This window comes from Streptococcus sinensis, from assembly GCF_000767835.1.
Classification (GTDB): Bacteria; Bacillota; Bacilli; order Lactobacillales; family Streptococcaceae; genus Streptococcus; species Streptococcus sinensis.
On the sequence record NZ_JPEN01000012.1, the window covers coordinates 1 to 20,288 of the forward strand.

A 20,288-nucleotide genomic window follows, 5' to 3' on the forward strand; every position below is an offset into this window, starting at 1 on the left:
CTTTATTTTCGTGTTTCTGTGGGTGACGGCTATGTCGTCATGGCTGTCTGTCCCAGCCTCTTTCTGTTGTTAATAATTCAAAAACTGTTGATTTCCTGCTTTTCGATTTGTTTACCATGCTGGCAGACTGAGCAGGCGAGGTAGATTTTTTTGCCATAAGGAAAGATTGGAATCTAGTAAAGTGTAAACTTTCAGCCAGTTTCAACAATGTCGCAAGGTGCAGCATTGTTATAGTTTGCGCACTTGACACCTGCTTTTGGTCTGTCCCAAAGCTTTTTGATAGCCTTTATATCCTCAGATAATCATCTTGAGTTCCCTTCTTTATTCGTTGGGTAGCAAGCTTATTTGCTGAAGTCATAGTCCTTGATAATCTCGATTTTTTCAATCTTGATGTCGTCTTTGGGTTTGTCGTTGCTGTCAGTTTCTGCAGCAGCAATTTTATCTACTACATCCATGCCTTCAATCACTTGCCCAAAGACAGTATATCCACCATCAAGACTTGGATTTCCACCGTTTTTGTAAGCTTCAATGATTTTAGCTGGAAATGTATCTGTAGGTAATTGGTTGGATAAATCTTTCTTACTTTGGTTGATGAAAAATTGACTGCCGTTCGTGTCTTTTCCGGCATTGGCCATGGCTAATGCACCACGCAAGTTGTAGAGATAAGGGGAGTATTCGTTTTTGAAGCCGTTTCCTGAGTCAATGGCAGTATCTTTTCCTTTCCAAATGGATTCGCCGCCTGTGCCATTTCCTTTTGGATCACCTGCCTGAATCATGAAATCATTGATAACGCGGTGAAAAATGATGCCATTATAATAACCTTCCTTAGCATGTGTCAGAAAATTTTCGACAGCTAGAGGAGCGTATGTTGGAAAAAGCTTGAGTCGGATGTCTCCTTGAGTAGTAGTGATTTTGACCTCGGCTTCGTCTTCGGCAACTTCTGTAGATAGCTGTGGGAAGTTGGCATTTTCGTTGGTCATAGCATCCTTGTATTGCTCGCGGAGCTTCTGCGTCTCAGCATCTTCAGAGCTGGTATTGGTAGCAGAAGACTGATTAGTAACGCTGGAGGACTTGGTGGAGGACTCTTCTTTGGCGGAGCAGCCTGTCAGGGCAAGAGCGGATAAAAGACTGAAAAGAATAATTTTTTTCATAAGGAACCTTTCTGATCATAAGTTTATAAACTATTGATATTTTACTATAAGTGGTTTAGTTTTTCAAACTTTCCTGTGTCAGAAATTCCAAGAGCAGGGATTTGAGACTTTCTGGGCGCAGATTGTGGCTGTCAATATCTCGCAAGCTGACCCATTCAGGCTGGTAAATGTTTTGACGACTACTGCGCTGGACTTCCTCGCCCTGCATCAGAGGAGTGTCAGCTGTACTTAGGTCGGTATAAAAATAATGCTCCTCTTTCCCCTGATTATTAAGGGAAAAAGCCGTGCGCAGTTGGTCAGCAGAAAAGGTAAGATCGACTTCTTCCTTAATTTCTCGCAGAGCGGCTTCTAAAGGTCTTTCTTCAGGTTCGATAGTTCCCCCAGGAATCACGAAATACTCTTGTCCATCCTTCCAACGGTGAATCAGCAAAATCTTATCCAAGAAAGGATTGTAGATAATGATACCTGCTCGCATCCTTTTTCTCCTTTTCAATGGTTTTCTTCTACTTAGTCTAGCAAAAATAGCCGAAGATTGCCAATCTGAACCTATGAAAACATTTTCTTGAAATTCTGCTTACGAGAAAAAATATTTATGCTAGAATGAATGTTATTCATCACAAATGGAGTGCTTATGCCTAGAAATTTTAAGGAAGCTATGTTCTTCACCTTGCTCATGTGTAGTCTGATGGTCCTGGGAATGTCCATTTGGAATCTCTATCTACTAGGCCATTTCTCTTTGGGAAATTTAGCCGCTGGCTTTTTACCAGGTTTTATAACTGCTTTTTTATTAGATGTTCTTTTGGTAGGACCCTTGGTCAAAGGACTGTCCTTCCGCTTTTTGAAAGACTATCACAAGCGCTGGCAAAAGAGTGCGGTCATATCTGGGGGTATGGTGCTAGCAATGGTATCATTGATGTCTGTTTATGGGTTGCTTTTTAATAGAGTACCTTTGTCAATGGAAAGCTATTTGGGAGAGCTTGGGGAACAAATTTTGTAATGGCTTTTCCGCTCAACTTTCTGCTGGTTGGTCCCTTCTCTCGTTTTATAATAGGGCGTATCCAGAAACCTTTCCCATGCGAGGAAAAGCTCGAAGACTTTGAAGACGACGATGAACTTCCGACGATTATTTAAGGAAAAATTGTGGTAAAATAATGTGAGAATCATTCGTTTAGTTTGACAAAAATTTGTAGTCCGTCTGAAGGAGGCTTGATTATGGCAAGACGATTAACAAGAAATGCCAATGATAAAATCATTGCAGGGGTGTGCTCCGGCTTAGCTCGATATTTTAATATAGATCCAGTCATTATCCGTGTTATCTGGGGAGTTTCTTTTTTGGCTTATGGGATAGGACTTCTTCCCTACCTCATTTTCTGGTTGATTCTGCCAGAAGAATAAGTCCAAAGCTAGTTGCAAAATGCAGCTGCTTTTCTTTTTAAATAAATATATTTCCAAAAATGAAATTAAGGGTACTTAACTGTTGACAGTCCTTCTAAATAGGAGTATAGTAAGAGTGTAAATCGGTAGGTGAGGCTACCATAAGGATACGGATGACTACCGCAAAGCAGTGGAGACACTACTCGTTGGTCAACAGTCCTGATCGCCAAGGTCAAGACTAAGTTCATTACATCGCCTTATGGAGTTAAAGCTTGAACGGTCAATGCTTGCTTTATGTGTGTTTAAAACAATGAAGCGAATAACCTGACATGCAAACACCCCTGCCGATATTGGCAGGGTCTTCTTTTTTGCTGAAAGTAGTTTAAGTAAGTAAATAGTTGATTCCCTACAAATCAAGAATAAAAGAAAGGAGAAGCACGATGCAAATTGACGATCATCCGGAACCGCACATACACAGCCAATCGCTGATTTGTGTCGTTCTGTCCTCATAAAGTGATTGGTCTCTGTGTATGAAAATTATCAATCATACATAAAGGAGAAACCAATGAAAACAGTAAAAGAAAGATTAGTTGCAGCTTTGCAGCTTCCTGTAAAAGAGACTTTAGCATTCTACAATAGTGCCTTTCGAGGCCTGACAGAAGAGCAGGTCGAAGAAAATCGGGACCTCTATGGGGAAAATATCATCACGAAGGGGCAAGAAGACTCCATTTTTAAGAAGATTTACGAGTCTATTATTAACCCCTTTACGGTTATTTTGCTAGTGATTGCTCTGGTGTCCTTAGTGACAAATGTCTGGCTGGCCAAGCCCGGTGAGGAAGACCCGACGACTTCCATCATTATTGTCGTTTTGGTGCTGATTTCCGGAGGCATTCGTTTTGTTCAGGAATTGCGGAGCGACCGCGCTGCTAGCAATCTGTCTCGACTGATTGTCAACACAGCTACGGTTATCCGAGAAGGAGCAGAGCAGGAACTTCCGATTGATGAGCTTGTTGTAGGAGACATCATCAAGCTTAGTGCCGGAGATATGATTCCTGCGGATGTGCTGTTGCTGGACTCGCGTGATTTCTTTGTTCAGCAGTCCAGTCTGACAGGGGAAAGTGATGCAGTAGAAAAGCTCTGTTTGAACAAGGCGGATGGGCAAAACTTTGATAGCCTTTTAGAAACAGAGTCGCTGGCCTTTATGGGAACCAACGTTATTTCCGGGAGAGCTACAGCTCTGGTGCTGGTGGTTGGTGACGAGACCATGATGGGAGCCATTGAGCAGACGCTTAATACCTACGATGAGCCGACCTCTTTTGAGCGCGAGATGAATAGCATTTCTTGGCTCTTGATTCGTTTGATGCTGGTCATGGTGCCAGTTGTCTTCTTCATCAACGGGCTGACAGACGGTGACTGGTTGGAAGCAGGGGTCTTTGCCCTCAGCGTTGGAGTTGGACTGACGCCAGAAATGCTGCCGATGATTATCACGGCGAGCTTAGCTAAAGGATCCATTATCATGGCTCAGGAAAAGGTCGTGATAAAAAAACTGAATGCTATTCAAGACCTAGGAGCTATTGATATCCTCTGTACGGATAAGACGGGGACACTGACTCAAGACGAGATTGTCTTGGAATACCCACTAGATATTCATGGTGATTTAGACTTGGCAGTGCTCCGTCGTGCCTTTCTCAATTCCTATTATCAAACGGGCCTTAAAAATCTCATGGATCGGGCTATTATTAACCGGACGGAGAAAGAAGCAGAAAAGCATGAGATTGTCCGTGATTTAGACCAAACCTTTAAGAAAATTGATGAACTTCCTTTTGACTTTGAACGCCGCCGCATGAGTGTCATCGTCAAGGATGATGAGGATGTGATTAGCATGGTGACCAAGGGAGCCTTGGAGGAAATGCTGGCCATCTCTAGCTATGTAGAATACAAGAACCGCATTACGGAACTGACTGATGAAATTCGTCAGGAAATCCTCGCTGAAGTGGCCCAACTCAATGAGCAAGGGCTGCGCGTGCTTGGTGTTAGCTACAAGTCAGACTTAGAAGAAGATTACGCCTTTGAAGTGAAGGATGAGTCCGACATGATTTTGACGGGCTATCTAGCCTTTCTGGATCCACCTAAATCATCCGCGGCTCCAGCCATTGAAACCTTGGCTGAGTATGGCGTTGCTACTAAGATTTTGACGGGCGATAATGAAAAGGTTACTCAGGCAGTCTGTGAAAAGGTTGGCCTTGATGTAGAAAATATCTTGCTAGGTGTAGAGGTAGATGCCTTATCTGATGAGGAATTGAGCCAAGCAGTAGAAAGTACAACGGTCTTTGCTAAGCTCTCGCCTGACCAAAAAGCGAGGATCATCCTTCAGCTCAAGGCCAATGGCCATAAGGTTGGCTACATGGGCGATGGCATCAATGATGCGCCTTCTATGAAAGTAGCAGATGTGGGTATTTCTGTTGATACGGCTGTCGATATTGCTAAGGAAACGGCTGATGTTATTCTGTTAGACAAGGACCTCATGGTTCTGGAGAAAGGGTTGGTAGAGGGACGCAAAGTCTATGCTAATATGACCAAGTATATCAAGATGACGGTCAGTTCCAATTTTGGGAATATCTTTTCTCTTCTCTTTGCCAGTATTTTTCTGCCTTTTCTGCCTATGGCACCAGTTCATTTGATTGTCCTCAATCTGGTTTATGACTTGTCTTGTATAGCTCTGCCCTTTGATAATGTGGACAGGGAATTTCTCAAAAGACCTCATATCTGGTCAGCTAACTCTATTACCCGCTTTATGGCTTGGATTGGACCAATATCATCCGTTTTTGATGTTTTGACCTATCTGGTGCTTTACTTTATTATTGTGCCTATGATCACAGGAGGCAGCTATCAAGTTGGCACTGAACAGGCAGCGATCTTTATCACTCTTTTCCAAACTGGGTGGTTTATTGAGTCTATGTGGACCCAAACTATGGTCATCTATATGCTACGCTCACCTAAATTGCCATTTGTGCAAAGTCGTCCTGCTTTGTCTGTCATTGTTACCACTATGGTGGCTGCTCTCTTTGTTACTTCCTTGCCATATAGTCTCTTTGCATCTGTTCTCAAAACAGCTCCGCTTAATGGCGCGTATTTCCTTTTCCTTCTACTGATTATTGTGCTTTACATGGTTAGTGTAACCTTTGTTAAACGCTTGTATATCAGACGCTATAAGGAATGGCTTTAGAACCAAGAAAATCTCTAAAATGGCTTGCTTATGGCAAGCCTTTTCAATATTTTTTTGATATAATAAGAAGAATAAATTGAAAGAAGGAAATCCAATCATGGGAAAACTTGAAGTTATCGCTCATCCACTTATTCAGCATAAATTGTCTATCTTGCGTCGTACAGATACCTCTACCAAGGCTTTTCGTGAATTAGTAGATGAAATCGCAATGCTGATGGGATACGAAGTTTTGCGCGATTTACCACTTGAAGATGTAGAAATTGAAACACCAATTACGAAAACAGTTCAAAAGCAGATTGCAGGGAAAAAATTGGCCATCGTACCAATCTTGCGCGCAGGTATTGGCATGGTGGATGGCCTTCTGAGTTTGGTTCCAGCAGCTAAAGTTGGTCACATTGGAATGTACCGTGATGAAGAAACCTTGAAGCCGGTTGAATATCTGGTGAAGCTGCCAGAAGATATTGACCAACGTCAGATTTTCGTTGTAGATCCAATGCTAGCTACTGGTGGTTCTGCTATCTTGGCTGTGGACTCTCTCAAGAAACGTGGTGCTAGCAATATTACATTTGTCTGCTTGGTGTCTGCTCCAGAAGGTGTCAAAGCTTTGCAGGAAGCTCATCCAGATGTGGATATTTTCACAGCAGCGCTGGATGACCATCTCAATGAACACGGCTATATCGTACCAGGACTGGGAGATGCGGGAGATCGTCTTTTTGGAACCAAGTAAAAGTTTCTATTTGACCTTTTTTGACCAAAAGGATATAATAGTCTCGTAATTTGAAATTCTATTTCCTAGTTTGATAGAAAATTAAATAAAGAGAAAGAGAGAAAACTATGATTCCTGTAGTTATTGAACAAACCAGCCGTGGTGAACGTTCTTATGATATTTACTCACGACTTTTAAAAGACCGTATTATTATGCTGACTGGTCCTGTTGAGGACAATATGGCTAACTCTGTTATTGCCCAGTTGCTTTTTTTGGATGCTCAGGACAATACCAAAGACATTTACCTTTACGTTAATACGCCGGGTGGATCTGTTTCTGCTGGTTTAGCTATTGTTGATACGATGAACTTCATCAAATCAGACGTGCAAACTATTGTTATGGGAATGGCAGCTAGCATGGGAACCATTATTGCTTCTAGCGGTACCAAGGGGAAACGCTTCATGCTTCCGAATGCAGAATACATGATTCACCAGCCGATGGGTGGCACTGGCGGTGGTACCCAGCAAACAGATATGGCGATTGCAGCTGAGCATTTGCTTAAGACTCGGAAGACCTTAGAGCAAATCCTAGCTGACAATTCTGGAAAATCTGTTGAGCAAGTTCATAAAGATGCTGAGCGGGATTATTGGATGAGTGCCCAAGAAACTCTAGAATACGGTTTTATTGACGAAATTATGGCAAATAACAATTTAAGTTAGTCAATCTACTTAATCTGTTTTGAAAAAAATGCTCCGTAAGGGCATTTTTTTGATATAATCAATAGAGCAAGTAGAACGAAAAATAAAAGAGAGGAGTTTTATGTTTACAAAAGAGGAAAGAATAGGCTTAATTATCTACCTTTATTATAATCGCGATGTTAAAAAATTAGAAGATGTTGGCGATATTGTGTATCATTCTAAAAAGCACCGTTATCTTCAATTGTATGTTAATAAAGATCATGCTGATGAACTAAAAAAACGTTTGTCAAAGGAAAGATATATTAAAAGAATCCGATTTTGTCATATTAAAGATCTAGATACCGATTTTGTTGGTAGTCTCCATAGGAGTCAAGAAAACGCTATTATTTAAAAAATAGTTTATTTGGGTTGACAATTGTCAGATAATTCGGTATATTCTTACTATATCATTTGCAAATAACAAAATAGAGGAGAATTATTATGAAGAAAAAATTTGCACTTTCTCTTGTAGCTTTTGCTAGTGCTGCACTTTTAGCAGCTTGTGGTGAGGTTTCGACAAACAACTCATCCGCTACTGGAACAGAAATTGGTAATACACTTAAGTTCGGTTTCAACTTTGAAGAAACTGGAGCTGTAGCAGCTTACGGTACTGCAGAACAACACGGTGCTCAGCTTGCTGTTGATGAAATCAACGCAGCTGGCGGTGTAGATGGCAAGAAGATCGAAGTCACTGATAAAGATAATAAATCAGAAACAGCAGAAGCAGCTACTATTTCTACAAGCTTGGCGACTCAAGATAAGGTGAATACAATCATCGGTCCTGCGACTTCAGGTGGGGTTGCGGCTGCGATTGCCAATGCTGGTAAAGCTGGTGTGCCCTTGGTAACACCAAGTGCTACACAGGATGATTTGACTAAAAACCAAGACTATCTGTTTCGTGCAACTTTTATAGATGGTTATCAAGGTAAAATCATTTCTAAGTATGTAACTGAAAACTTGAAAGCTAAGAAAGTTGTTCTCTATTATGACAACTCAAGCGACTACGCTAAAGGAATGGCTGAAGCCTTCAAGAAAGAATACAAGGGTGAAATCGTTGCGACAGAAACCTTCGCTTCTGGTGACTCAGATTTCCAAGCTGCTTTGACAAAAATCAAAGGCAAAGAATTTGATGCATTGGTTGTGCCAGGTTACTACACAGAAGCTGGTAAATTGGTGAACCAAGCGCGTGGTTTGGGTATCACTCAAACAATCGTTGGACCAGACGGATTTAGCGATGCTAAGTTTGTAGAGCAAGCAACTCCAGCAGCAGCAACCAATGTTTATTATGTATCTGGTTTCTCAACTTCAGGTGACATGACAGATAAAGCGAAGAAATTCGTTGAAGCCTACAAAGCTAAGTACAATGAAGAACCTTCTATGTTTGCAGCGCTCTCATATGATGCAGTTTACATGGCAGCAGAAGCATCTAAGGGTGCAAAAACATCTGTAGATATTAAAGATAACCTTGCTAAGTTAAAAGACTTTGAAGGAGTTACTGGATCCATTACCATTGATAAAGATCACAACCCTGTTAAGACAGCCTTGATGATTGGTTTGAAAGATGGTAAAGTAGATACTGTTGAGACAGTTAAACCTGAATAAAGGGTCTGAGGCTGGGAGCATTCCCAGTCTTTGGCTTGTTTATTACTTGCTTATGATGTTTGAGTAGAGACGGCAAGACAAGGCTTCGTCTGAGATTGTTGTTTCTGCTCTTATTTTATATTAGAAAGAGTGGTGTGGAATGCTCGAACAAATTCTTCAGCAGCTAGCCAATGGATTGATTTTGGGGAGTGTTTATGCGCTTCTGGCCTTGGGTTATACCATGGTTTACGGGATTATCAAATTGATCAATTTCGCGCATGGTGACATTTATATGATCGGTGCTTTTATGGGATATTACCTGATTAACACCCTTCACCTGAATTTCTTTGTGGCCCTTATTTTATCTATGGTTGGAACAGCTATCCTCGGTGTAGTGATTGAGTTTTTAGCCTATCGACCGCTACGCAATTCGACACGGATTGCAGCCTTGATTACGGCGATTGGGGTTTCTTTCCTTTTGGAATACGGCATGGTCTTCTTTGTAGGTGCCAATACTCGTTCCTTCCCTCAGGTAATTGAAACGGTGCGTTATACGATTGGACCAGTCTCGATTTCCAATATCCAACTAATGATTTTGGGTATTTCTATTTTACTCATGGTTGGTTTGCAGTTTATCGTGCAAAAAACCAAAATGGGGAAAGCCATGCGGGCTGTTTCCGTGGATAGCGACGCTGCCCAACTGATGGGAATCAATGTCAATCGTACGATTAGCTTTACTTTTGCCTTAGGTTCAGCCTTGGCAGGAGCTGCTGGCGTCCTGATTGCCCTTTACTACAATTCACTTGAGCCACTAATGGGAATGACACCGGGTATCAAATCTTTCGTTGCGGCAGTTTTGGGCGGAATCGGTATCATCCCAGGAGCAGCTTTAGGTGGATTTGTAATCGGTCTGTTGGAAACTTTTGCAACAGCAGTTGGACTGTCAGATTTCCGGGATGCGATTGTGTATGCTATCTTGATTGTTATTCTATTGGTTCGTCCTGCTGGTATTCTAGGTAAAAACGTGAAAGAGAAGGTGTAATGTATGAAAAAGAATTTAAAAGTAAATGCGTTATGGCTTGCTCTAATCGTCGCTGGATACGGTTTGATGACAGTGCTTGCCAGTGCAGGTATGTTGAATCCTTTTTATCTTCAAATTTTTGAGCAGATTGGGATTAATATTATTTTGGCTGTCGGACTCAATCTCATCGTTGGTTTCTCTGGGCAATTCTCGCTTGGTCATGCTGGTTTTATGGCGATTGGTGCCTATGCAGTAGCTATTATGGGTTCAAAATCACCGACCTACGGAGCTTTCTTTATTGCCATGCTGGTTGGAGCTGTTATTGCTGGAGCTGTGGCACTACTTGTCGGTGTTCCTACTCTTCGATTAAAGGGAGATTACTTGGCAATTGCGACGTTGGGTGTTTCTGAAATTATTCGGATTTTGATTGTCAATGGAGGCGAATTGACCAATGGTGCAGCAGGTATCCTGTCTATTCCTCCATTTACATCTTGGCAGATGGTTTATGTCTTTGTAGTGATTACGACTATTTTAACCCTCAACTTTCTCCGCAGTCCTATCGGGCGCAGCACCTTGTCTGTTCGTGAGGACGAGATTGCAGCAGAATCTGTCGGTGTCAATACAACAAAAATTAAAGTGCTTGCTTTTGTTTTCGGAGCTATCACAGCCTCTATCGCAGGCTCTCTGCAGGCAGGGTTCGTTGGTTCTGTTGTACCAAAAGATTATTCTTTCATCAATACGATTAACGTTTTGATTATCGTCGTTTTTGGTGGTCTCGGGTCAATGACTGGAACAATTGTAGCTGCGGTGGTACTGGGTATCCTCAATATGCTTTTGCAAGATATTTCTAGCGTCCGGATGATTGTTTACTCACTGGCCTTGATTTTGGTGATGATTTTCCGTCCAGGAGGCTTGCTGGGTACTTGGGAACTGAGCCTGTCTAAGCTCTTTAAAAAGAATAAGGAGGTCAAAGAATAATGGCGCTTCTTGATGTACAAAAATTAACCAAAAATTTCGGAGGACTGACGGCTGTTAGCGATGTAAGTCTGGAATTGAACGAGGGAGAACTGGTCGGTCTTATCGGTCCTAACGGTGCTGGGAAAACAACTCTTTTCAACCTTTTGACAGGCGTCTACGAGCCGAGTGAGGGAACGGTCACTTTGGATGGTCACTTGCTGAATGGCAAGGCACCTTACAAAATTGCAACTCTGGGTCTCAGCCGGACATTCCAAAATATTCGTCTTTTTAAAGATTTGACAGTGTTGGATAATGTGTTGATTGCTTTTGGTAATCACCATAAACCTCATGTACTGGCTTCTTTCTTCCGCCTTCCGGCATTTTATAAAAATGAAAAAGAATTGAAAGCGAAAGCTTTGGAGTTGCTGGCCATCTTTGACTTGGATAAGGAAGCAGAAACCTTGGCTAAAAATTTGGCCTACGGTCAGCAACGTCGTCTGGAGATTGTTCGGGCGCTTGCTACAGAGCCTAAGATTCTCTTCTTGGATGAGCCAGCTGCTGGGATGAATCCTCAGGAAACTGCTGAGCTGACTGCCCTGATCCGTCGGATTAAAAATGAATTTAACATTACCATCATGCTGATTGAGCATGATATGAGTCTGGTTATGGAAGTGACCGAGCGCATTTATGTGCTGGAATACGGCCGCTTGATTGCCCACGGGACGCCAGATGAGATTAAGAAAGATAAGCGCGTTATTGAAGCTTATCTAGGAGGTGAAGCCTAATGTCCATGCTCAAAGTTGAAAATCTATCCGTCCACTACGGCATGATTCAGGCTGTCCGTGATGTCAGCTTTGAAGTCAACGAAGGAGAAGTCGTTTCGCTTATTGGTGCCAATGGTGCTGGGAAAACGACCATCCTCCGCACGATTTCTGGTTTGGTTCGCCCAAGTGCGGGAAAGATTGAATTTTTAGGCAATGAAATTCAAAAAGTACCCGCTCAAAAAATCGTAGCAGCGGGTCTTTCGCAAGTACCAGAAGGTCGTCATGTCTTTCCTGGCTTGACCGTCTTGGAAAATCTTGAAATGGGCGCCTTCCTCAAGAAAAATCGGGAAGAAAACCAAGCTAATTTCAAAAAAGTCTTCTCTCGTTTTCCACGCTTGGAAGAGCGTAAGAACCAAGATGCAGCGACTCTATCTGGTGGTGAGCAGCAAATGCTAGCTATGGGACGAGCGCTCATGTCTACGCCTAAGCTCTTACTCTTGGACGAGCCGTCAATGGGGCTGGCTCCAATCTTCATTCAAGAAATCTTTGATATCATTCAAGATATCCAAAAGCAGGGAACAACTGTGCTTTTGATCGAGCAAAATGCCAATAAAGCCTTATCCATTGCTGATAGAGGCTATGTCCTTGAAACCGGGGAAGTCGTCCTTTCGGGTACGGGACAAGAACTCTTGACTTCCGACGAAGTCCGCAAAGCATACTTAGGTGGCTGAAACAATCTGGGAGATTGTTTCAGGTTACAGATGGGAACTCGCGGTAGCGAGTTTTCTTTGTTTGAAACTTCCATGAATTTTTAAAGTGTTGGTTAGGAAACTGATGCAACAGTTTCTCATTAGTCTTTTCCTAAATCTGTTTCTTCATTTTAAGTATTGGGTGAAAATATGATAAAATATGGGAGGAGGAAAACTGCTCTGGTTTAAATGCAAACTCTAACTCCCTTCAGAAAGATTTGGAAAGAAAATTCAAGGAATACGACGCACTTGTTGGTGGTGATTGGCGAGATACAGAGCAATTTTAGTTTCTGAAATGAAAAAGGGTGATGTTTTCAGGTTGGCTTGACGAATTTATCTTGCGGAATCCAAATTCAGATGCAGAAGTTATGAGTGGAAAAAGCTTCTTGGTATCCAGATTTAGGTACTTTATTGTTGAACTATCTTGAAAACTGGGGATGCCAAAATAGGAGGAAGAGCCTTTTCGTTGTGACCTTATCCGTATATGCACCGATTTTTTATGTTAAGAGGGATATGAGGAGATAGATTGAGTTTCTTTGACTGATATGATAGAGTAGGGAATATTTGTTTTCGAAAACATTTAAAATAAGTTATAGAGGATTTAAAATGAAAATAGTCAGTGAAAGTCTTTTGAAAAAGGTTATTGTAAATCGGCCGCCAGAGAGCCATAAAGGAGATTATGGTCGCCTGCTCTTGATTGGCGGAACCTATCCTTATGGCGGAGCTATTATCATGGCAGCCTTAGCCGCAGTAGGAAGTGGGGCCGGTCTGGTGACAGTTGCGACTGAACGGGAGAATATTTCCGCCCTCCATGCTCATCTGCCAGAAGCCATGGCCTTTGATTTGCGGGAACAAGAGCGGCTGATGGAGCAGATTCGTAAGGCAAGTGTTATTTTAATCGGTCCGGGTTTGGCTGAGAACCCTTTAGAGAAGTCAGTATTACAACTGGTTTTGAATCTTGTGGACAAACGACAAATATTGATTATGGATGGTGGAGCCATCTCGCTTTTTGCCAAGCAAGCTCTGCCTTTTCCAAGCTCCCAGATAATCTTTACTCCTCATCAAAAAGAGTGGGAAAGCATGTCTGGCTTGCCTATCGAGTCACAAGATGAGACATCCAGTCAAAAAGCTGTTGACCAATTTTCTGAAGGTACTATAGTTGTTCAGAAAGGCAATAGAACACGAGTTTTTCAGAGTGGGGTAAAAGACTTTTATCAGCTGCAGGTTGGCGGCCCCTATCAGGCAACTGGTGGGATGGGAGATACCTTAGCAGGGATGATTGCTGGATTTGCAGGACAATTTCAGCAGGCTTCACTTTTTGAACGGGTGACGGCTGCAACTTACTTGCATTCAGCTATTGCGGATGAATTAGCCGAGGAGGCCTATGTCGTTTTACCGACGGAGATTAGTCGGGCAATCCCAAGATGGATGAAGAAAATTTGTCCCTAGTTTTCCTTATCAGTGACTTTTTCTCTTAGTTTTTGCTTAAGCTGGGTTCTATTTAGAAAGTCCCAGCTTTTTAGCTTTTTTCAGGACATTTTTTTAGGTTTGAAATCGGTTTTTTATACAGATTTTTGTTATAATAAAAGTTACGAAAACATTAGGAAATAGAAAGGAGGAGGCATGCCAGATTATTTATCGGTTTCGACTTTGACCCGCTATCTGAAGATGAAGTTTGACCGGGATCCTTATCTAGAACGGGTCTATCTGACTGGTCAGGTCTCCAATTTTCGTAAGCGGCCTACCCACCAGTATTTTTCGCTTAAGGATGAGAAGGCAGTCATTCAGGCGACTATCTGGTCTGGTATGTATAAAAAGCTGGGCTTTGAGTTAGAAGAAGGGATGAAGGTCAATGTCATCGGACGTGTTCAGCTCTATGAGCCAAGTGGGTCTTATTCCATCGTCATTGAAAAGGCTGAACCAGATGGCATTGGTGCCCTGGCTGTTCAATTTGAGCAGCTCAAGAAAAAGCTGGGAGAAGAAGGGCTTTTCCAAGATAAATTTAAGCAGTCCCTACCCCAGTTTCCTAAGAAAATTGGGGTGGTGACCAGTCCTAGCGGAGCTGTCATCCGAGATATCATCACTACAGTCAGCCGCCGTTTTCCTGGCGTGGACATCTTGCTTTATCCGACCAAGGTTCAAGGCGAAGGAGCCGCTTCCGAGGTAGCAGCCAATATCCGTCGGGCCAATGAGCGGGAGGATTTGGATGTTTTGATTATTGGTCGAGGTGGCGGCTCTATTGAGGATCTTTGGGCTTTTAATGAGGAAATCGTTGTACGGGCTATATTTGAGTCTCAGCTTCCTATTATTTCCAGTGTGGGGCATGAGACAGATACAACTCTGGCTGACTTTGTTGCAGACCGACGGGCAGCGACCCCAACAGCAGCAGCTGAATTGGCGACACCAGTCACCAAGCTGGATTTTCTGGGGCATTTGAGCCAGCAGCAAAATCGTCTGTCTAATGCAGCTGCAAATCGTCTGGCTTACCAGCGGGAACGATTGCACAAGCTGGCTTCTTCTGTTATTTTTCGGCAGCCAGAACGGCTTTATGATGGCTATCTGCAAAAGTTAGACCAGCTTAATCTACGTTTAAAGCAAAAAATTCGCGAATATTATAGTGAAGAAGTCCAGCAGGTCAAGATTCTCTGGCACCGCTTAGAGTCTCTGTCACCTCTGCGGCAGGTGCAGCGCTATCAGGAGCAGGTTCACCAGCAGGAACGCTTGTTGCGTAGTAATATGGCGGTTATCTATGACCACAAGGTGGCTGAAGCCAAGCGGCTGTCAGATGCGTTGCTCATGCTGGATACCAGTCGAATTGTGGCGCGGGGCTACGCTATTATCCAAAAAAATGAAACAGTAATCGAGTCCAGTCAGGATATCAAGGAGAAGGACCAGCTGACCATTCTCATGCGAGATGGTCAGGTCCAAGTTGAGGTAAAAGATGTCAAAAGACAAAAAATTTGAAGAAAATTTAGCTGATTTGGAAGCCATTGTCCAGAAGCTGGAAAATGGAGATGTCGCCTTGGAAGAGGCAATCGCCGAATTCCAGAAGGGCATGCAGTTGTCTAAAGAGCTGCAAAAGACGCTAGATCAGGCAGAAAAGACCTTGGTCAAGGTCATGCAGGCGGATGGCACGGAAACGGATATGGAATGACAAGAGAGTTTAAAATCAGGCAAATTGGCCTGACGATTCAAGATTTTTATCAAAGCAAGGAAGTGTCATCAGATTTGACAGAGACCATTCTCTATTCTGTCGAGGCGGGTGGTAAGCGGATTCGCCCTCTCTTGCTTTTGGAATTGTTAGAGGGCTTTGGTCTGGAATTGACTCCCGCTCACTTTCAGGTGGCGGCAGCCTTAGAGATGATTCACACTGGTAGTTTGATTCATGATGATCTGCCGGCTATGGATAATGATGACTACCGCCGTGGGCGTCTGACCAGCCACAAGAAATTTGGGGAGGATATGGCCATTTTGGCGGGAGATTCTCTCTTTTTGGATCCTTATGGTTTGGTGGCAATGGCAGAGCTACCTAGTCAGGTCAAGGTGGACCTGATAGCAGAGCTGTCTCTGGCAGCTGGATCCTTTGGTATGGTGGCCGGGCAGGTTTTGGATATGCAGGGAGAAGGTCGTAAGTTGACGATAGACCAGCTCCAGACCATTCATGCCAATAAGACAGGCAAGCTCTTGGCCTATCCTTTTGTAGCAGCGGGAATCATTGCTCAGGCCAGTCAGTCTGTCCTAGGGAAGCTCCGTCAAGCGGGAGAACTCTTGGGTTTGGCTTTTCAGGTGCGGGATGATATTTTAGATGTGACAGCCAGTTTTGAGCAGATTGGCAAGACACCGCAGAAGGACTTGGCAGCGGAGAAATCAACTTATCCAGCTTTACTAGGTTTAGATGGAGCCAGAACCTTTTTCGATGAAACACTGGAACAAGCAAAAAACCTGCTGGAGCAACTAGAAACAGAAAGTGATTTTTCAGCTGAAGAAATTCAAAAAATAATAGAAAGTTTGAGACTGGATGGCTAAGGAAAGAGTGGATGTACTGGCCTATCGACAAGGCCTTTTTGAGACCCGAGAACAGGCCAAGCGCGGAGTGATGGCCGGCCTAGTCGTGGCACTTGCTAATGGAGAGCGCTTTGACAAACCGGGTGAAAAAATCGATGATGGAACAGAGCTTAAACTCAAGGGAGAAAAACTCAAGTATGTCAGCCGTGGCGGTCTGAAATTAGAAAAGGCTTTACAAGTGTTTGGCCTTTCGGTAGCAGACCGAGTGGCCTTGGATATCGGAGCTTCGACCGGGGGATTTACCGATGTCATGTTGCAGGCGGGAGCACGATTGGTTTACGCTGTTGATGTCGGAACTAACCAGTTGGCTTGGAAACTCCGCCAAGACGAACGGGTCGTCAGCATGGAGCAGTTCAATTTTCGCTATGCGGAACCAGCTGATTTTGACTTCCGACCCAGCTTTGCCAGCATTGATGTCAGCTTTATCTCGCTCAGCTTGATTTTGCCGGCCCTCTATCAGATTTTAGAGGAGGGAGGTCAGGTCGTGGCCTTGATTAAGCCTCAGTTCGAGGCTGGCCGCGAGCAGATTGGCAAGAAGGGGATTATCAAGGACAAGAAAGTTCATTTGGCGGTTCTGGAAACCGTGACAGCCTTTATGCTGGAAGCAGGTTTTTCAGTCAAAGGTTTAGATTATTCTCCGATTCAAGGTGGACATGGAAATGTCGAATTTTTAGCCTTTCTGGAGAAAAGTGAACAGCCGAAAAATGACTTGGAGAAAGACTTAGTCGCTGTCGTAGAGGCAGCCCACAAGGAATTTAAAGATGAAGAAGAAGGATAGATTAGAGAAAATCAGACGATTTGTCAGCGAATTTGAGATTGGCACCCAAGAGGAAATTGTGGAACATCTCAGGGAGTCTGGTATTACAGCGACACAGGCAACGGTTTCACGAGACATCAAGGAGCTAGGGATTGTAAAAATCCCTTTTAAAGATAATACCTATATCTATGAGCTTCCCAAAACAGCGACCAATAGTCTGAAGTTGGCAGAAAATAATATTTTAGCCTGTCAAAATCTGGGAAATATGATTAATCTAACCTTGGTGCCAGGGAGTACTGCTGTAGTCAAACGCCATCTTAGTAAAGAATTTACTGAGGAAATTTTCAGCATCATTGCGGATAATGACAGTATTTTAGTCGTTGCAGTAAGTGAAAGTGCAGCCAAAAAAGTAACGGCTGAAATTGATAATTGGTAGGAAAGCCTATGTTATTAGAAATTTCGATTAAAAATTTTGCCATTATTGAGGAAATTTCCCTTAATTTTGAGCAAGGTATGACGGTTTTGACCGGGGAAACCGGAGCCGGCAAGTCTATTATTATTGACGCGATGAACATGATGCTGGGCAGCCGTGCTACTACGGATGTTATTCGTCATGGGGCACCCAAAGCTGAGATAGAGGGACTTTTTTCGCTGGAAAATAGCAGAGCTTTGCGAGAGATTTTTGAGGAGCAGGGCTGGGAGCTGACCGATGAGCTGATTATCCGTCGGGAAATTCTGCAAAACGGCCGCAGTGTCAGCCGTATCAATGGTCAGATGGTGAATCTGTCTGTTCTAAAGGCTGTCGGTCAACACTTGGTGGATATTCATGGTCAGCACGATCAGGAAGAGTTGATGCGACCTCAGCTTCATATTGCTATGTTAGACGAGTTTGGCTCGGCAGATTTTGTAAATTTAAAAGGTCGCTATCAGGAAACCTTTGACCGCTATCGAAGCCTGCGTAAGCAAGTCCTGACTTTGCAGAAAAATCAGCAGGAGCATAAGGCCAGGATTGAGATGCTGGAGTTTCAGATGGCGGAGATTGAGAGTGCAGCCCTCAAAAGTGGTGAAGACACTGCTCTACATCAGGAGCGAGACCGCTTGCTCAACCACAAGCTCATTGCGGATACGCTGACCAACGCCTATACCATGCTGGATAATGAAGATTTTTCCAGTCTGACCAATGTCCGCTCAGCTATGAATGACCTTGAGTCTATCGAGGATTACGAACCGGCTTACAAGGAACTTTCCAGCAGCTTGTCAGAGACCTATTATGTCTTAGAGGACGTTAGCAAGCGCCTAGAGGATATTTTAGATGGACTGGACTTTGACGGAGATCGGCTACTGCAGGTGGAGAGTCGTCTGGATTTGATTAACAGCATCACACGTAAATTCGGCGGCCAAGTAGATGATGTGCTGGATTACTTTGCTCAGATTTCCAAAGAATACAGCCTTTTAACTGGAAGTAACTTGTCCTCAGAGGATATGGACCGAAAGCTGAAGGTCATGGAGAGAGAGCTGGTAGAGCTGGCCCAGGAGCTGAGTCAGGCTCGTCACAGCCTAGCAGCCCAGCTGGAAGCGGAAATCAAGCAAGAGCTGCAGGACCTCTACATGGAAAAGGCGCGCTTTAAAGTGCAGTTCACTAAGGGAAAGTTTAACCGTGAAGGTAATGAGCAAGTAGAGTTTTACATCTCGGCCAATCCGGGCGAGGATTTCAAACCTTTGGTAAAGGTTGCGTCTGGGGGCGAGCTCTCCCGTCTCATGTTGGCTATCAAGTCTGCCTTTTCTCGTAAGGAAGGCAAGACCAGCATTGTCTTTGACGAAGTGGATACGGGCGTTTCTGGCCGAGTGGCCCAGGCTATTGCTCAGAAGATTTACAAGATTGGCTCTAACGGCCAAGTCTTGGCCATTTCCCATCTGCCTCAGGTCATTGCGATTGCGGATTATCAGTTCTTTATTGAGAAGATTTCGGATGAGAATTCGACCGTCTCAACGGTACGCCTGCTGACGGCTGACGAGCGTGTTCAGGAAGTTGCTAAGATGTTGGCTGGCGAAGATGTGACGGAGGCTGCCTTGACGCAGGCTAGAGAATTATTAAAAAAATAAACAAGCGAGACTGAGACATGAGTGTTTCGGTCTTCTTTAGAAAGTGGCAACTATGACAAAATATTTTGCAATCGGTGATGTCCATGGCAAGGCAGGTATGCTAGATGTGCTGCTCCAGCACTGGGATGGTCGCAGCCAACTAGTCTTTCTAGGGGACTTGATCGATCGTGGCGAGGACAGCCGAGCAGTTTTGGAGCGGGTCAAGGCTCTAGTGGACCAAGAAGGAGCTGTCTGTCTTTCTGGCAATCATGAGTATATGTTTCTGACTTGGCTGGACAATCCTGAAAAGTCTTATGACCACTACCGACGCAATGGCGGAGATACGACGATTAATTCGCTTTTAGGCCGACCACTCAATGCTCCTGTAGACGGGGTGGCGGATGCGGAAGGTGTCAAGACAGAGGCGGCCGATTTAGTCGACTTTATTCGTCAGATGCCTTTCCTGTTGGAGACGGAGCATTACATTTTTGTCCATGCTGGTCTTGATTTGGAACTGAAAGACTGGCGGGAGACCAGTGATTATCAAAAGGTTTGGATTCGGACGCCTTTTCACGAGGGCAGCAATCAGACTGGCAAAAGAATTGTCTTTGGTCATACACCGACATTCTACCTTTTGCATGAGGCGCCGGGAACTGACCAGCTCTGGATGACTGAGGATGGCAAGATTGGCATGGATGGCGGAGCTGTTTATGGAGGTGTTCTTCATGGCATTCTCTTTGGAGATAGCGGAATACTGAAGCACTATTTTGTTGAAAATGATGACTTGGCAGCAAGAAATTAAAAGGGAGTATCTAGGGGAAGGTGAGAATCTGTAAATATTTGATTTGCTGCAGATTGCCAAATCATCAAAACGACCAATTGAAATCTGTTCCCTATAGTTTTAGATTGAAGAAATTATCCATTGAGGTGAGTTTTCTTCAATCTTTTTTATATTCCTAACTAGATACAGGATTTTAGCTTGTTTTTACTTTTTTAGAACTTGAATATACAATATAAGTGCATAATAAAAAAGCAAACTTTTAAGAAAGGATAATTGCCTTCTTAAAAGCTTGCAAGGTTGGTTCTTTTTTTGATTGAAGAATGGGAAATAAAAGTCT

The 20,288-nt window shown here is 43.5% G+C and carries 22 protein-coding genes, 1 pseudogene and 1 riboswitch; of the genes and pseudogenes, 20 read left to right on the forward strand and 3 right to left on the reverse strand.

Features of this window, described 5'->3' with window-relative positions; genetic code table 11:
- Positions 1–69 precede the first annotated feature (69 nt).
- From SSIN_RS11055 to SSIN_RS00195, 3 genes and pseudogenes are all read right to left on the reverse strand, one after another.
- A pseudogene (locus tag SSIN_RS11055) lies at positions 70–270 on the reverse strand (zinc-ribbon domain-containing protein).
- Positions 271–341: 71 nt separating this feature from the next.
- Entirely contained in the window at positions 342–1,151 is an 810-nt protein-coding gene (locus tag SSIN_RS00190) for a peptidylprolyl isomerase (RefSeq protein WP_037614410.1), read from the reverse strand.
- Positions 1,152–1,206: 55 nt separating this feature from the next.
- Positions 1,207–1,626, reverse strand: a complete 420-nt coding sequence (locus SSIN_RS00195) for an NUDIX hydrolase (RefSeq protein ID WP_037614412.1) — start codon at positions 1,624–1,626, stop codon at positions 1,207–1,209.
- 156 nt (positions 1,627–1,782) lie between these two features.
- Here SSIN_RS00195 and SSIN_RS11095 point away from each other — a divergent pair, with 156 nt between their 5' ends.
- The 20 genes from SSIN_RS11095 (at position 1,783) to SSIN_RS00290 (ending at position 19,972) form a co-directional block, all read left to right on the forward strand.
- Positions 1,783–2,148 (forward strand): DUF2798 domain-containing protein, encoded by a 366-nt coding sequence (locus SSIN_RS11095; RefSeq protein WP_425314560.1) that lies wholly within the window; start codon positions 1,783–1,785, stop codon positions 2,146–2,148.
- Positions 2,148–2,282 (forward strand): hypothetical protein, encoded by a 135-nt coding sequence (locus SSIN_RS11170; RefSeq protein ID WP_483316107.1) that lies wholly within the window; start codon positions 2,148–2,150, stop codon positions 2,280–2,282. Before SSIN_RS11095 ends, SSIN_RS11170 begins: the two co-directional genes overlap by 1 nt.
- A gap of 81 nt (positions 2,283–2,363) precedes the next feature.
- Positions 2,364–2,546 (forward strand): PspC domain-containing protein, encoded by a 183-nt coding sequence (locus SSIN_RS00205; RefSeq protein ID WP_037614413.1) that lies wholly within the window; start codon positions 2,364–2,366, stop codon positions 2,544–2,546.
- Between the two features lie 114 nt (positions 2,547–2,660).
- A riboswitch (M-box (ykoK) riboswitch) is annotated at positions 2,661–2,813 on the forward strand.
- Positions 2,814–3,090: 277 nt separating this feature from the next.
- Positions 3,091–5,751, forward strand: coding sequence for a magnesium-translocating P-type ATPase (mgtA, locus tag SSIN_RS00210; RefSeq protein WP_037614415.1), 2,661 nt, complete (start codon positions 3,091–3,093; stop codon positions 5,749–5,751).
- A 97-nt stretch (positions 5,752–5,848) separates the two neighbouring features.
- Positions 5,849–6,478, forward strand: coding sequence for a uracil phosphoribosyltransferase (upp, locus tag SSIN_RS00215; protein ID WP_037614417.1), 630 nt, complete (start codon positions 5,849–5,851; stop codon positions 6,476–6,478).
- Positions 6,479–6,585: 107 nt separating this feature from the next.
- Positions 6,586–7,176, forward strand: coding sequence for an ATP-dependent Clp protease proteolytic subunit (locus SSIN_RS00220; RefSeq protein ID WP_037614419.1), 591 nt, complete (start codon positions 6,586–6,588; stop codon positions 7,174–7,176).
- Positions 7,177–7,276: 100 nt separating this feature from the next.
- Complete coding sequence (locus SSIN_RS00225; RefSeq protein ID WP_037614420.1) at positions 7,277–7,546, forward strand: DUF2129 domain-containing protein; 270 nt, start codon at positions 7,277–7,279, stop codon at positions 7,544–7,546.
- An 89-nt stretch (positions 7,547–7,635) separates the two neighbouring features.
- Entirely contained in the window at positions 7,636–8,796 is a 1,161-nt protein-coding gene (locus SSIN_RS00230) for an ABC transporter substrate-binding protein (RefSeq protein WP_037614421.1), read from the forward strand.
- A 151-nt stretch (positions 8,797–8,947) separates the two neighbouring features.
- Positions 8,948–9,817, forward strand: a complete 870-nt coding sequence (locus tag SSIN_RS00235) for a branched-chain amino acid ABC transporter permease (RefSeq protein WP_156956256.1) — start codon at positions 8,948–8,950, stop codon at positions 9,815–9,817.
- A gap of 3 nt (positions 9,818–9,820) precedes the next feature.
- Positions 9,821–10,774 carry a branched-chain amino acid ABC transporter permease gene (locus SSIN_RS00240; protein ID WP_037614423.1) on the forward strand — a complete coding sequence of 318 codons (954 nt, stop codon included), beginning with the start codon at positions 9,821–9,823 and terminating at the stop codon, positions 10,772–10,774.
- Positions 10,774–11,538, forward strand: coding sequence for an ABC transporter ATP-binding protein (locus SSIN_RS00245; RefSeq protein ID WP_037614424.1), 765 nt, complete (start codon positions 10,774–10,776; stop codon positions 11,536–11,538). Before SSIN_RS00240 ends, SSIN_RS00245 begins: the two co-directional genes overlap by 1 nt.
- Positions 11,538–12,248 (forward strand): ABC transporter ATP-binding protein, encoded by a 711-nt coding sequence (locus SSIN_RS00250; protein WP_037614425.1) that lies wholly within the window; start codon positions 11,538–11,540, stop codon positions 12,246–12,248. The genes SSIN_RS00245 and SSIN_RS00250 overlap by 1 nt, the downstream gene beginning before the upstream one ends.
- A 624-nt stretch (positions 12,249–12,872) precedes the next feature.
- The gene (locus tag SSIN_RS00255) at positions 12,873–13,715 is read left to right on the forward strand and encodes an NAD(P)H-hydrate dehydratase (protein ID WP_037614426.1); all 843 of its coding nucleotides are present in this window, start codon (positions 12,873–12,875) and stop codon (positions 13,713–13,715) included.
- A gap of 174 nt (positions 13,716–13,889) precedes the next feature.
- Positions 13,890–15,230, forward strand: a complete 1,341-nt coding sequence (gene xseA, locus SSIN_RS00260) for an exodeoxyribonuclease VII large subunit (RefSeq protein WP_037614427.1) — start codon at positions 13,890–13,892, stop codon at positions 15,228–15,230.
- On the forward strand, positions 15,208–15,420 hold the full coding sequence (locus tag SSIN_RS00265; protein ID WP_037614428.1) for an exodeoxyribonuclease VII small subunit: 213 nt from the start codon (positions 15,208–15,210) through the stop codon (positions 15,418–15,420). The genes xseA and SSIN_RS00265 overlap by 23 nt, the downstream gene beginning before the upstream one ends.
- Entirely contained in the window at positions 15,417–16,292 is an 876-nt protein-coding gene (locus SSIN_RS00270) for a polyprenyl synthetase family protein (RefSeq protein ID WP_037614429.1), read from the forward strand. Before SSIN_RS00265 ends, SSIN_RS00270 begins: the two co-directional genes overlap by 4 nt.
- A complete protein-coding gene (locus tag SSIN_RS00275; protein ID WP_037614431.1) occupies positions 16,285–17,109 on the forward strand; it encodes a TlyA family RNA methyltransferase in 825 nt (274 codons plus the stop codon). Before SSIN_RS00270 ends, SSIN_RS00275 begins: the two co-directional genes overlap by 8 nt.
- A complete protein-coding gene (locus SSIN_RS00280) occupies positions 17,093–17,524 on the forward strand; it encodes an arginine repressor (protein WP_037614433.1) in 432 nt (143 codons plus the stop codon). Before SSIN_RS00275 ends, SSIN_RS00280 begins: the two co-directional genes overlap by 17 nt.
- Before the next feature lie 8 nt (positions 17,525–17,532).
- Complete coding sequence (recN, locus tag SSIN_RS00285; protein ID WP_037614434.1) at positions 17,533–19,191, forward strand: DNA repair protein RecN; 1,659 nt, start codon at positions 17,533–17,535, stop codon at positions 19,189–19,191.
- A gap of 52 nt (positions 19,192–19,243) precedes the next feature.
- Positions 19,244–19,972, forward strand: a complete 729-nt coding sequence (locus tag SSIN_RS00290) for a metallophosphoesterase (protein ID WP_037614435.1) — start codon at positions 19,244–19,246, stop codon at positions 19,970–19,972.
- Positions 19,973–20,288: the final 316 nt, after the last annotated feature.